At 69.3% G+C, this 12110-nt stretch carries 11 protein-coding genes; 1 reads left to right on the top strand and 10 read right to left on the bottom strand.

Annotated elements, in window-relative coordinates:
* Positions 1–4: 4 nt before the first annotated feature.
* The 8 genes from gcvH to GF068_RS08490 form a co-directional block, all read right to left on the bottom strand.
* Positions 5–406 carry a glycine cleavage system protein GcvH gene (gene gcvH / locus GF068_RS08525; protein ID WP_153818812.1) on the bottom strand — a complete coding sequence of 134 codons (402 nt, stop codon included), beginning with the start codon at positions 404–406 and terminating at the stop codon, positions 5–7.
* A 39-nt stretch (positions 407–445) separates the two neighbouring features.
* Entirely contained in the window at positions 446–1561 is a 1116-nt protein-coding gene (gcvT, locus tag GF068_RS08520) for a glycine cleavage system aminomethyltransferase GcvT (RefSeq protein ID WP_153818811.1), read from the bottom strand.
* Positions 1562–1686: 125 nt separating this feature from the next.
* A complete protein-coding gene (locus tag GF068_RS08515) occupies positions 1687–2199 on the bottom strand; it encodes a hypothetical protein (protein WP_153818810.1) in 513 nt (170 codons plus the stop codon).
* Positions 2196–5840 (bottom strand): pilus assembly protein, encoded by a 3645-nt coding sequence (locus tag GF068_RS08510; protein WP_153818809.1) that lies wholly within the window; start codon positions 5838–5840, stop codon positions 2196–2198. The genes GF068_RS08515 and GF068_RS08510 overlap by 4 nt, the downstream gene beginning before the upstream one ends.
* Positions 5841–5851: 11 nt before the next feature.
* Positions 5852–6508, bottom strand: coding sequence for a hypothetical protein (locus GF068_RS08505; RefSeq protein ID WP_153818808.1), 657 nt, complete (start codon positions 6506–6508; stop codon positions 5852–5854).
* Entirely contained in the window at positions 6505–7770 is a 1266-nt protein-coding gene (locus tag GF068_RS08500) for a prepilin-type N-terminal cleavage/methylation domain-containing protein (RefSeq protein ID WP_153818807.1), read from the bottom strand. The genes GF068_RS08505 and GF068_RS08500 overlap by 4 nt, the downstream gene beginning before the upstream one ends.
* Positions 7770–8378 (bottom strand): prepilin-type N-terminal cleavage/methylation domain-containing protein, encoded by a 609-nt coding sequence (locus tag GF068_RS43425; RefSeq protein ID WP_170319363.1) that lies wholly within the window; start codon positions 8376–8378, stop codon positions 7770–7772. Before GF068_RS43425 ends, GF068_RS08500 begins: the two co-directional genes overlap by 1 nt.
* Complete coding sequence (locus GF068_RS08490) at positions 8375–9007, bottom strand: prepilin-type N-terminal cleavage/methylation domain-containing protein (RefSeq protein ID WP_170319362.1); 633 nt, start codon at positions 9005–9007, stop codon at positions 8375–8377. Before GF068_RS08490 ends, GF068_RS43425 begins: the two co-directional genes overlap by 4 nt.
* A 196-nt stretch (positions 9008–9203) precedes the next feature.
* Between GF068_RS08490 and GF068_RS08485 the strand changes: the two genes are divergently transcribed.
* Positions 9204–10292: a DUF6599 family protein gene (locus tag GF068_RS08485; RefSeq protein ID WP_240806742.1), complete on the top strand. Its 1089-nt coding sequence runs from the start codon at positions 9204–9206 to the stop codon at positions 10290–10292.
* Between the two features lie 63 nt (positions 10293–10355).
* On the opposite strand, the gene GF068_RS08480 is transcribed toward GF068_RS08485, so the two are convergent.
* Both GF068_RS08480 and GF068_RS08475 read right to left on the bottom strand, forming a co-directional pair.
* Positions 10356–11120 carry a peptidylprolyl isomerase gene (locus GF068_RS08480; protein WP_153818804.1) on the bottom strand — a complete coding sequence of 255 codons (765 nt, stop codon included), beginning with the start codon at positions 11118–11120 and terminating at the stop codon, positions 10356–10358.
* Positions 11121–11223: 103 nt separating this feature from the next.
* Positions 11224–12075, bottom strand: coding sequence for a MaoC/PaaZ C-terminal domain-containing protein (locus tag GF068_RS08475; protein ID WP_153818803.1), 852 nt, complete (start codon positions 12073–12075; stop codon positions 11224–11226).
* Positions 12076–12110 lie beyond the last annotated feature (35 nt).

The raw sequence follows: 12110 nt of genomic DNA, 5'->3' as shown, positions 1-12110 counted from the left end.
GGAGTCAGTGGCCGGCGGTCTTCAGGAGCTCAGTATAGGCGGTCGGGTCGAGCAGGCCATCGAGCTCGCTCCGATCGGAGGGCTCCACGGCGATCATCCAGGCGAGGTCGTAACAATCCTCGTTCACCTTCTCCGGCTGTTGTTCCAGGAGCTGGTTGATCTGCACGACACGTCCGCTCAAGGGGGCGAAGAGATCGCTCAGCGTCTTGACGCTCTCGATGGTCCCGAAGGCCTTGCCCCGCGTGATCGTCTCGCCGACCTTCACGTCCAGGTTCACGAGCGTGATGTCACCGAGCTGATCCACGGCGTACGCCGTGATGCCGATGAGCACCCGTCCGTCTTCCTCCTTCGTCCACTCGTGATCCTTGGTGTACCGACGATCCGAACGAACATCATCGCTGGCCATACGAAGTCTCTCTCCTGTCCGCTGCTACGGCGCTTTTCGTCACGACGAACGTTTGTAAAACGGAGTCTTCACCACGACGGCGCTCACCGAGCGGCCGCGGCAGTCGACCTCGATCTCCGAGCCCACCTCGGCGAGCGAGGTGGGCAGGTAGCCGAGGCCGATGTTCTTGCCGACCGTGGGGCCGGGGCTGCCGCTCGTGCACACGCCGACCTTGATCCCCACCTTGTCGAGGAGCGGGTAGCCGTGCCGCGCGATGCCGCGGCCGCTCATCTCGAAGCCGACGAGCTTGCGCGTCAGGCCCGCGGCCTTGATGCGCTCGAGCGCCGTACGACCCACGAAGTCGCCCTTGCCGAGCTTCACGACCCAGCCGAGCCCAGCCTCGAGCGGGTTCGTCGTCTCGTCGATCTCGTTGCCGTAGAGCGAGAGGCGCGCTTCGAGGCGGAGCGTGTCGCGCGCGCCGAGGCCGGCCGGCTCGAGGCCGAGCGGGCCGCCGAGCGCGACGAGCGCGCGCCAGAGCTGCGCCGCGCCGTCCATGGGACAGAAGATCTCGACGCCGTCCTCGCCCGTGTACCCCGTGCGCGCCACCGTGCACGGGACGTTCGCGAGCGTGGCGTCGCGGAAGTGGAAGCTCGGCAGCTCGGTGAGCGCAGGTCCGTCCCCGCCGGCCTGCGCGAGCAGCGCGAGCGCCTTCGGGCCCTGCACCGCGATGAGCGCCGTGCGATCGGACGCATCGTCGAAGTCGCAGTGGTTCACCGCGGCGGCCTTGAAATGCGCAACCATCTTGTCGCGGTTCGAGGCGTTGCAGACGATGAGCCACTTGGTCTGCGACACCCGGTAGACGATGAGGTCGTCGAGGATCGTGCCCGCGTCGTTGCACGCCACGGTATAGAGCGCCTGCCCGTCCATGAGGCGCTTGGCGTCGTTCGTGATCAGGTAGTTGACCACGTCCGCAGCGTAGTCCCCCGAGAGGACGAGCTCGCCCATGTGGCAGACGTCGAAGATGCCCACGGCGGTGCGGACGGCGCGGTGCTCCTCCGTGACGCCCTTGTACTGCACGGGCATTTCCCAGCCCGCGAAGGGCACGAGGCGACCGCCGAGCGCGACGTGCTCGTCATGAAGAGGGGTCCTGCGAAGCGGTACCTGGGGCTGATCCATGGTCGACACCCCGCGCGATGTAGTCCGATTCGGGGTCGAAGTCGATGGGCGTCGGGTGTGGTCCAGCACGGACGCACGATCGCAGCCAGCACGCCCGATGACGCGGCGCGCATCGTGCCCGAGGCTTACTCGAGCTTCGTGGGATCGAGAGGTTGTCCCTGCGGCGTGAGGCCGAGCTCGCGCCACCGCTCTTCTTCGGTCAGGCCATCCTTCGCAGGAGGTTTCGTCACGTCGCGCACGACGATCTCGGTGTGATCGTCCCGCACGAGGACCTCGACGCGCAGGACACGCGAGGGCGCGGACTTGGACGTCGCGTTGTGGAAGATCGTCTTTCGCGGGGAGGACTCGACGCGCTCGGCGACGACGCGCGCCTTGACGTACGCCGCGACATCCTCGGCGCGCAGGCTGCCCTTCGCGAAGAAGGCGTCCGGGAACTGCGCCGAGACCGTCATCGCGCGCGGCAGCTTGATGCCGAACGCGTCGACCGGGCCCTCGGCGAGCTCGCCGGGCGCGAGTTTGTCGGGGGGCGGGTCCACGACGGCCGCGGGGGCGGCGCTCGGCGCGTGGCGCTCGTCGCCTCCGCGGCACGCCGAGAGGAGCACGAGCGCCGCGGCGGCGTGGAGGTGGACGCGGCTCACTCGAGGACGAGGCCCCACGAGTCGATCCTCACCGAGGTGCGCGGCGGCGGCAGGCGCTTCGTGACGGTGTTCGTCTTCGAGTTCTCGCTCGACGTTCCGCCTTGTCCGGTCTGGAAGACGAGCTGGAACTCGCCCGCGGTCGAGTTGTTCACGACCGACATCGGGCCGAACGCGGGTTCGTCGAAGCTGAGCTGCTCGTAGCAGCTCGGCGTCTGCGTGACGGCCACGCCGAAGACCACGGTGCCGGGCGGTTGGTCCTCGAAGAAGCTCAGGTCCTGCGGCGCGTTCACCGGATCCTGCACGTAACGCGGGCAGGGCCAGTCCGCGGGCGGCGTGGGGCCGTTCGCGCTGCAGGCCGTCTTCCGGTAGTAGTCGACGCCCCACACGGCGCCGTAGCCGTCCGCGCACGCGTTGCCTTGCGGGCCCGTCGGCGTGAAGGTCGAGAAGTACGCGACGCCGTTGAAGAGCGAGATCGGTCCGGTCACGCGCACGCCGTTCTCGAAGGGGATCACCCAGTTGCTCTTCGTGACGAACGAGCCCGAGCCGTTTGGCTCCTCGCGGATCGACCAGGCGCGCGTCTGCACGCCCGCGCTCGACGTGAACGTCTCCTGATCACCCGTCGACAGCAGGACGACCGGGTTGCCGATCGGATCGACCGTGACGATCGGCGGCGTCTCGATCGGCTGGCGCGTCGCGGCCGCGTCGCTGCCGAACGAGTACGCGTCCCACGCGAGATCCACCTTCCAGTTGTCGGGCTTCGGCGAGGTGAGGTCGACGCGCCAGAGCGTCCCGTCCGCGTCGCCGACGTAGATGCGATCGGAGACCTGGCCCGGGAGCGACGGGTAGGGGACGGGGACGCCGGTGACGGGCGAGTCGAACGCGTCTTCCTTCACCTTGTTCGTCGGGAGCGTGGGGCCGTCCTCGAGCTTGCCGCGGAAGTGCATGATGATCTCGCCCGTGTCGAGGCGGACGATCGAGAGCGAGCGCGCCGCGCCGACCTTGCCGTTCGCGTCGTGCCAGCACCGCACCACGTCGCCGCCGACCTTGGGCTGATACGCGTCGGACGACGAGACGCTCGTCGTCGACCTGAGGCGCGGGCAGCTCCCGGTCGTGAGCGTCGTCGTGCCGCCGGGGAGGATCGCGACGGCGACCTCCTTCACGTCGTTGTTGCCGTCGTCGAGCGCGATCGTGGTGATCGCGGGTTTGACCGTGGTGCTGCCGAAGAGCGGCTCGCCGTTCGTGTTCGTCGAGAGCTGCCAGAGGAACTTCGGATCGGCGGGGTTCGTCACGTCGAGCGCGTAATAGAAGCTGCCGCCGAGGCCGCCGCCCGCGACGAGCACGCTCCTCCACGTCGTGCCCGCCGCGCCGGCCTGCGCCTGCGCGCGCGTGCGCTGGAAGATCACGTCCTTCACGATGGGGCTTCCATCGAGGAGGAACGCTTGCCGGCCGTACGTCGGCAGGATCCCGGGCAGCACGTGCGGCGGGAGGAACGACCAGAGCTCGTTGTTCTCCAGCGTGTCGACGCGCTGCGTGTCCGCCGGATCGTTCGCCGCGACCTTGAAGGCGTGGAGCTGGCCGTCGGTCGTCGCTGCGAAGAGCACGAGCGGGCGCTTCTTGACCACCGGATCCGCGGCGAACGCCGCGTAGGACTCGTCGCGCAGGAACTCCTTCGGCGTGCCCATCGTGATCGGCGAGGCGTGGTAGATGCTGCCGAGCGCGTTGCCGAAGCGCGACTGCGGCACGCCCGGCAGGCCGACCTCCCAGCGGATCGCCGTGTCGGCGCACGCGCTCGCGCTCGCGTTTGCTCCGGCGATCGACTCGCACGCGTCGGGCACGGGGTTCGACGGGATGTCGAGCGCGAGCGGAGCCTGGGCGAGCGTCGCGGCGAACGTCGTGCTCTCGACCAGGCCCGTGCTCGCGCCGCCGTAGAGGCCGAGGCCGTCGTCGGTCGAGAGGTTCGGCCGGAGCGAGCGGCGCGAGTGGATCTGCCCGTTCTCCTGCGTGCCGACGAGCGTGAAGAACTTGCGGGCCGGGGCGTTCGTGTTGAGGTTCGCCTCGAAATCGTCGCCTTTGTTTTGCTCGATCGTCGCGAGCACGGGCTTCAGGATGCCGCTCTGGTTCTCGCAGACGTAGCGCTTGCGCTCGAGGTTGCCGGTCCAGAGGCCGCCGACGGGCGCGTCGAAGGACGTGACGAACTGGTAGCCCGCGGCGGCGGCGTCGCCCTGGCTCTGCGTGGCGCCGGCCGTGGAGAAGACGGGGATCGTGCGGCTCGTCGAGCCGGCCGAGACGACCGAGAGCACCTGATCGAGCGCGCTCTTCAGGCTCGGCAGGTCGTCCGCGAAATACGCGCGCGTCGAGCCGCCCTCGTAGGCGATACGCGAGAGCGTGCAGCACGCCTTGAGCGCGCCCGTCGCGCTCGCGCAGAGGCCGTTCGGAGCGACGAGGTCGCTCTGCGTGAGGTTGCTGCAGCTCGTGCCGCCCGCCTGCGACAAACCGAAGCCGATGGCGAAGGTCTTGATCGGGTTCGGCTGCGTCGAGAGCTCGTGCGCGATCTCGTGCGGCCGCGGATAGGGGCACTTGCCGTTGCCCGTCGCGCAGGACTCGCGCAGGTCGAGGTTCGGCTCGCCGTCCGAGAGGAGGATGATGAACTGGTTGCGACACTTGCCCGCGTAGTACGGATCGTCCTTCGGGCCGAAGGGTTTGCCCGTGGCCGGGTCGTTCGAGCCGTCGTTCAAGAGGTAGTCACGCGCGTCGGCGAGGACGCCCGCGATCGGGGTCGCGCCGTAGGGCCGCATCGCGAGGAGCGAGGACTGGAGGCGATCGTTGATCTGCTGCACCTGCGCGATCGGCGCGTCGTGCGGGCCGAAGCCGATGAGGCGCCCCTCCCACGGCGGCGCGGCGGGGTTTCGCGCGCCGACCTCGAAGTCGTGGGTCGCGCAGTTCGGCGGGTTGCCGTCCGCGGGCGAGCCGCCGGAGCTCCAGCTCGGGTAGTAGCTCCACATGCCCTTCGTGCCGTCGTTCGGCGCGGGCGCGGAGCCGCTCGCGCCGGTGCCGGGATCGGGGAGCGTGTCGAACGTCATCAGGCCGAAGCGGACGCGATCGCGGTACGTGTCGAGCAGGCCGTCGTTCGCTTGCTGGAAGCCCGGCGTGTCGCAGGCCTGGCTCGTGTTGTTCCACGCGTGCGTCCGGAGCGCGTTCGCGGGCCAGTCCCACCACGCGCCGCCCATCGATCCCGGGCCGTAGGCGCAGCCGTTCGAGAGGATGCGGTGGAAGGGCAGGTAGTACTTGTAGTCGTAGGGATCCGGCCCGCTCGGCAGGGTGAACTCGTTCTGGAACGAGCTCGACGATCGATCCTGCGCGAAGCAGGAGAAGTTCTGGATCGTCCCCGTCAGCACGGTGACCAGCGTGGCCCAGCGGTTCAGCGGCGTGGTCGTGCCGGGGACACACGCCGCGCCGTCTTCCTCGGGCCGCTTGCCGCTCGCCATGTTCTCCATCGACCCCGAGGTGTCGATGACGAGCAGCACGTTCGGCAGCGGCGGGTTGATGTCGAGCTGCGCCTCGGCGACCGTCGCGAAGGACGCGATCGAGAGCAGCGTGGCGACGGCGATGGAGGGGGAGAGGACGCGGTTCAACGTTCGCATGAGGTCCTCCGTCAAGGTCCGGAGATCGGTCCGACGACGAGCTCGGCGCGGAAGGTGGTGCTCGAAAGGGTGGTCGCGACGCCGCCGGGCGGCGCGAGCCGGATGCGGCCCGTTCCATGGAGCATGACGCTCATGAAGTGGACGTTGGCCGCGCCCGCGGAGGTGTAGTCGAAGCCCGCGATGGGGCGATCGACGCGGAAGAGGTCGTTCACCTCGACGAGCAGATCGGCCGTGCTGTTCTCGATGCGGCCGAGGCTGCCGTGTTGCCCCGATTGCGGGTCGTACGGCTGGAAGAGCGGGATGCCGAGCTCCTTCTCGATGTACGCCCGGCCAAACCGCGAGCAGTTCTGGTAGTACGGATCGCCCATCATGCCGAGGCACTCCGTCGAGTTCTGCCGCGCGAGGAAGTCGACCTGCGCGCCGAGGTCCCGCGAGAGCTTCGCGGTGACGGCGTTCATCGCGCTCTCGCTGAAGTAACGGCTCTGCGTGGTGACGCGCGAGATGCCGCTCGTGCTCGTCGCGATGGTGCTCGCCTGCGCGGCGAAGAGGCCGATGCCCGTGAGCATGGCGATGACGAGCACGACCACGAAGACCGTGGCGCCGCGCTCGCGGCGGCGCGCGAGGCGGCGCGTGATCGCGCTCGGGTTCCTCTGGACGACCTCGGTCACGGCGAACCTCCTCGCGTGTTGACGAGCGAGAACTCGCGCTCGAGCGTCCGGACGCGCGCGAAGCGCTCCGCGCCCTTGGCGTTGCCGACGAGGAAGCGGAACGGTCGTCCCGCGGGCGCCGCGAGCTGCGTGGGTCGATCCGGCGCGCGAGATCGCGTGGAGAGGCGAACCTGCACGGAGCGCACGGCCTCGGGCCGGGTGCCCTGCACGTCGGGAGGGCCTGCGATCGTGTAGATCTGCGCGTTCGGCACGGGATCGGTGATCGGGAAGCGCTCGAGGACCGGCGCGTCCGGCTGCGAGGTCAAGGTGAGCGCGGTGATGCCGAAGCGCAGCCCGACCGCGTACTCGGCGACGATCTCCTGCGTGCCGGGGACCTCGCTGTCGTCCGCCGCGAGCTCGACCCGCACGAGCTCCGTGCGATCTTCGTCGCCGGTCACGGGGTTCAGCGGCTGCACGTAATCGGCGAAGGTCGGGTCTCCGACCACGGACCGGAGCTCGTAACGCACGCGCGAGATCACGTGCACGGGGAAGCCCGTCCCGAAGCCCTTGATCGCGCACGAGGAGCCCACGCCCTGCGACGTCTGCACGGGCAGGGCGGGCGTGTTCGAGACCGCCACCTGGATCGAGTCGATGGGCGCGCCCGTCGTGGCGAAGCCCTGGATGACGCCGTAATAGTCGCTCGTCGGCCCCTCGACGTGCAGCATGCGGCCGACGCGGAAGTACTCCGAGAGCCTCTTGGCGACGTCGCCGTTGTTCGTCAGCGCCGTGAGGCGGCGGATCGCGCGGCTGTTCGGCTGGAGCACGAGCGTCGTGCTGTTCGCGCCGGGCAGCGTCGTGCTCATGATGAAGTTCTCGCCGGACTCGAGGTCGCCGGCGATCGTGATGCGCTCGTTCCGCAGGTCGTTGCCTGCGTTTTGCGGCAGATCGGGGCGAGGCTCGATGACGACGGGCGCGAGCCTTCGCATGCCGTCCGGCCAGCCGACGAGGTTCGTCGGAGCGCAGACGCGCCGGTCGGTGTAGGGGTTCCTCGTGCTGTTGCGCCCGGCGTGCTCGAGGTCCGTGCCCAGACGACCGAGGCCCATCGACACGGCGACCTGCGCGTACGAGATGCGCGCCTCTTCCTGGAAGATCCGCACGGCGTTTTTCGAGAGGAGCACGGCCGCGGCGGCGACGAGCGCGCCCGCGGAGATCGCGACGAGCAGCTCGACGAGCGTGAAGCCACGCCGCTCGCCCGCGCGGAGGGTGCGGTCGTTCGCGCGCATCAGTTCGAGGCCTCCTCTTGGCCGATCACGGTGGAGAGGTAATAGAAGCCGTAACGCGCGTCGTTTGTCTCGATGTTCGCGGGCGGGGTCGTCCGGCACTCGGTGATCGGCGCGAGGTCCCGCCGCCAGATCACGCGCACGAGGGCGCGGGCAGCGATGGGGTGCGTCGCGCCGCCCAGCGAGAGCGGCTTCTGGACGGCCCGCGCGATCTGCAGGTGCGTGCAGAAGACGCCGCTCGTCGTGGTGTCGTCGACGCTCACGTCGACGCCCTGGATGTCGGCCACGGGCGAGCTCCAGCCGGGGATCTCGGGCGCGAGGATCCACTGCGCCGGGCCCGGCGGGCTCGCGCTGTTGTACACGAACGACGAGGCGAGCCAGCGTGTCTCGCCGATGTCCTGCATCCCGAGCGGGTCGTTCCACTGGATCGAGTCGACCTTGAGCCGCTCGGCCCACGTCGACGCGACCTGCCGCGCGCCGTCGCCGATCCGCGCGTTCGAGTTGCCGATCAGCGCGACCTTCTGCAGCGCGATCACGCCCGTCGCGCCGACCGCGAGGATCGAGAGGGCCATCATGACCTCGATGACCGTGTAGCCACGCGCGCGGCTCACTGGATCACCCTCGGCAGGCCAAACGACGGCACGAGCACCCGGCGCACGCGGCCGTTCGAGAGGTTCGTCACGGTGAGCCTCGCCGCGCCGACCATCTCCGTGAACGCGCCGCCGTTGTACCGGACGAACGCCTTGCGACGCGAGAAGCAGACATCGGCGGTGTCCTCGCTCGCGTTGTCGGGGCCGAGGAAGCCGACGTCGACGATCTCCTTCTTGTCGGCCGCGGCGAAGCGGAAGGTTTGTCGCTCGAGCGTGGGGTCGTCCCAGTTGATCGTGTTGCAGCCGCGCGGCGAGATCAGCGTCGGCGTCGGCGTGTCGAGCGCGGCTCGCACGGTCTCGACCTGCGGCAAGCCGTTCGCCTTGCGGAACCGCACGACGAACGTCGCGCGTTCGTTCGACTCGACGTAGCCGCGCCGGTAGATCTCCGCGAGCTGCATCGTGAGCCGACTCAGGCCGATGTCGCGCATGATGCGGATGAACGCGGGCGACGCGATCGCCGCGAGCAGCGCGATCATGAAGATGACCACGAGGATCTCGGTCAGCGTGAAGCCACCGAGCCGCCCCGCCGCACGTGCAGCGCGCGTCCGCGTCCTCGGAAACCGGCGAGAAAGGAAACGAGCCACCAACATGATTGGTAGCAAGCCTCGTGCCTCCACAGAGAAGTTTTCGGGGAAGCCGAAGAGGCCCGGAGCAAGGCCGATCGTGGGGTGCGGCGCGGAACCATCCGCTACGGATTGCGACGCTCTGCAAAAGTTGCGGGATCCGGGGGGCCGGGGCGCTCGTGGCCTTGCACCGGTCTCTTGAACGTTGCATTTGCGGTCGACCATGATCCAACGGCACGCGGCATTCGGAACCCTGTTCGCCCTCGCCCTCGTCAGCGCTTGCAAGAGCGACGAGCCTCGTGGGGCCGCGCCTCCGCCGCCTCCCGCGGCGAAGCCCGCGGCGTGCGCCGGCGGCGGCGGGACCTTGTCCGACGCGCAATCCGCGCCGTTTTTCCCGCGCACCACGGCGAACTTCTGCCTCGACCCGAACGGCGGCGACAAGACGTACGGCGAAGCCGGCAGCCTCCCGCTCGATCAGATCTGCGACATGTTCGACGGCGAGTGCGAGATCTACAAAGGCTTCGGCGTCCGCCGCGTCGTCGAGCTCCGGTACGTCGACGGCAATGGCAGCGCGGCGACGATCGACGTGCACCTCTCGAAGTTCGGCTCGACCGAGGGCGCGTACGCGATGTTCACGAAGCGCGTCGTCGGCGACGGTGATCCCGCGGGCGAGGACACGCCGCGGCCGATCGAGGGCGGCGGCGCGGCCGCGCTCGGCCTCGGGACGGCCTACCTCTGGCGCGGCGCGCACCTCGCGGAGATCACGTACAACGACGAGGCGGCGGCCGAGCCTGCGATCAAGGCGCTCGGCGACAAACTGCTCGCGCCGCTCGTGAAAGAGATCGGCGCGAAGCTCCCGGGCGATACGGCGCTCCCGCCGGCCGCGGCGGCGCTGCCGGAGGCGAACCGGTTGCCGCTCGGCGTTCGCGTCGTGACCAAGGACCTCCTGGGCATCCCGAGCACGGGCGGCGGCGCGTTTGGTTATTACAAGGACGCGGACAAACGGTATCGGTTCGCCGTCATGGTCCGCGCGGACGTGGAGCAGGCGAAGGACGTGCTCGCGACGCTCGGCAAGGGCCCCGGGGCGCAGAAGGAGAAGGGGATCGCCGACGGCGCCGTGCGCTTCATGAGCAAGGAAGGCGAGGCGCCTGCGGTCGAGTGGATCGTCGCGCGCACGGGCAGCCGGCTCGTGGGGATCGGCGACGAGGCGCGCGTGCTCCGGAGCGGGATGACGGCCGACGAGGTCGCGAAGGTGTCGCTCGGCAAGGACGAGAAGATCTCTCGCCTGAAGGACGTGCTCGCGAAGAAGTGAAGTGGACGAATCCCTCACCCCAGACCCCTCTCCGTTCGGGAGAGGGGCAGGGGAGAGGGGCGCTCATTTGGTTCGCAGAATGACGTGGTAGCCGAAGGGCGTCTCGACGAGGCCGCTGATCTCGTTGACCTTCAGCTTCTCGACCGCCTCCTGGAACGGACCCACCATCGCGCCCTTCGGGAAGAGCCCGAGGTCGCCGCCGCGGGCGCCCGCGTTCGGCTCGTCGCTGTACTCCCCGACGATCGTCTCGAACTTCGCGCCGCCCTTGACCTTCTTCAGGGCCTCCTCGGCGCGCGCCTTCGCCTCTTCCTTCGTGCGCGTGATGTTCGCGGGCGCGCGCATGCTGCCCTTGTACATCACGAGGAAGTGCTTCGCGCCGAACATCTCCCGCTGCGGCTGCTGCGCCGGGGCCGTGGGGCGCGGCGGCGCCTGGGGCGTCGGCTGCGTCGCCGGCTGCGTCGTGACCGTCTCCGTCACCGGGGCGGCGGCGGGCTTCGCGGCGAGGAAGCCGAGCGGCTTGTTGAACATCCCGAAGAAGCCGAGGATGCCGATGAGCACGAGCACGCCGAGGACGACGTGCGGCGTCCACCAGTTCGGGTCCTCGTCGTCGCCTTGCGCGGCGGCGTCCTTGCCCTGGTGCTGCGCGTGCTCGTCTTCCTCTTCGTCCTCTTCTTCGTCTTCCTCTTCGTCCTCTTCTTCGTCTTCCTCTTCGTCTTCGGACTCGTCCGCGCCCTCTTCCTCTTCGTCCTCTTCCTCGTCCTCCGCCCGCTTCTTGTCGAGCTCGGGATCCTCTTCGGCCTTGCGCTGCTTCTTGGTCTCTTTGCTCATGATGACTTCTCAGAGAGAGGGCTTCGCCCCACCGTCTTTGCCGCGCGGGCGGCTGTGACCCTGCTATCGGTCCGGTCGAGTTAGCACGCGCCTCGGCGGCACGTCAGGCGATCTCCGCGTATCCGCCCGTGAGCACCGCCTCCGGTCTTCCCTTCACGCTCGCCTGGAGCGCCACCTTTCCGCCTTCGAGCACAAATCCCTGCGTGACGATCGTGTCGCCGGGCCAGACCGGCTTGCGGAACTGCGCCGAGAGGAGCCGCAGCCGCGACGCGTCTCCGCCGAGGAGCCCCTTCACCACGGCGCGCGCGGCAAAACCGTACGTCGCGAGCCCGTGCAGGATCGGGCCCTGCGGGAAGCCCACCGACGCGGCGAACGCCGGGTCGGCGTGCAGCGGGTTGTGATCACCCGAGAGCCGGTAGAGCAGCGCTTGCTCGGGGGACGTCGTCTCCTCGTGGAGGAACGTGGGCTCGCGGTCCTTCGGGATCGAAGGTTCGTCCGGGTCCGCGGGCGGGCGCGGGCCGCTGAAGCCACCTTCGCCGCGGTAGAGGATCGACCACGTCGTCTCGTAGACGCGCTCGCCGCCCTCGAGCGTGGTCGTCGTGTCGATGACGACCTGCGCGAGCCTTTTCATGTCGTAGAGGCCGCGGATCGTGGCGGTCGTGAGCAACGTGCCCGAGGGCGGGATCGGCGCGAGGGCGCGGATCTTCTGGCCGCCGTGGACCACCATCGCGAAGTTGCCGCCCGTGCGCGCGAGGGACTTGAAGACCGGCTCGGTCGCAGGGATCACGGCGAAGGTCGGGTAGACCTTCATGCCGCCGGCGGTGCCCTCGTAGAGGTAGGCGAGCTCGTCGCGCTTCGCGCCGATGCCGAGCGCGTAGAGCGCGAGGGTCTTCCAGTCGTAGGTGAACGAGCTCGGCTCCGTGGTGAAGCCCAGGCTCGAGAGATCGAGGGCCATTCGCGCCTTCCGTGAGGATCGGGACGGGACTCGTA

The sequence above is a fragment of the Polyangium spumosum genome (genome assembly GCF_009649845.1).
In the GTDB taxonomy this organism is placed as follows: Bacteria; Myxococcota_A; Polyangia; order Polyangiales; family Polyangiaceae; genus Polyangium; species Polyangium spumosum.
Note: the sequence above shows the minus strand (reverse complement) of the source record. Positions and strands in the feature narration are given on the sequence as shown.

What these genes read in the sequence shown, in the direction of transcription:
- gcvH (WP_153818812.1), bottom strand. Translation starts at nt 406, where the DNA reads ATGGCCAGCGATGATGTTCGTTCGGATCGTCGGTACACCAAGGATCAC.
- gcvT (WP_153818811.1), bottom strand. Translation starts at nt 1,561, where the DNA reads ATGGATCAGCCCCAGGTACCGCTTCGCAGGACCCCTCTTCATGACGAG.
- GF068_RS08510 (WP_153818809.1), bottom strand. Translation starts at nt 5,840, where the DNA reads ATGCGAACGTTGAACCGCGTCCTCTCCCCCTCCATCGCCGTCGCCACG.
- GF068_RS08500 (WP_153818807.1), bottom strand. Translation starts at nt 7,770, where the DNA reads ATGCGCGCGAACGACCGCACCCTCCGCGCGGGCGAGCGGCGTGGCTTC.
- GF068_RS08490 (WP_170319362.1), bottom strand. Translation starts at nt 9,007, where the DNA reads ATGTTGGTGGCTCGTTTCCTTTCTCGCCGGTTTCCGAGGACGCGGACG.
- GF068_RS08485 (WP_240806742.1), top strand. Translation starts at nt 9,204, where the DNA reads ATGATCCAACGGCACGCGGCATTCGGAACCCTGTTCGCCCTCGCCCTC.
- GF068_RS08480 (WP_153818804.1), bottom strand. Translation starts at nt 11,120, where the DNA reads ATGAGCAAAGAGACCAAGAAGCAGCGCAAGGCCGAAGAGGATCCCGAG.
- GF068_RS08475 (WP_153818803.1), bottom strand. Translation starts at nt 12,075, where the DNA reads ATGGCCCTCGATCTCTCGAGCCTGGGCTTCACCACGGAGCCGAGCTCG.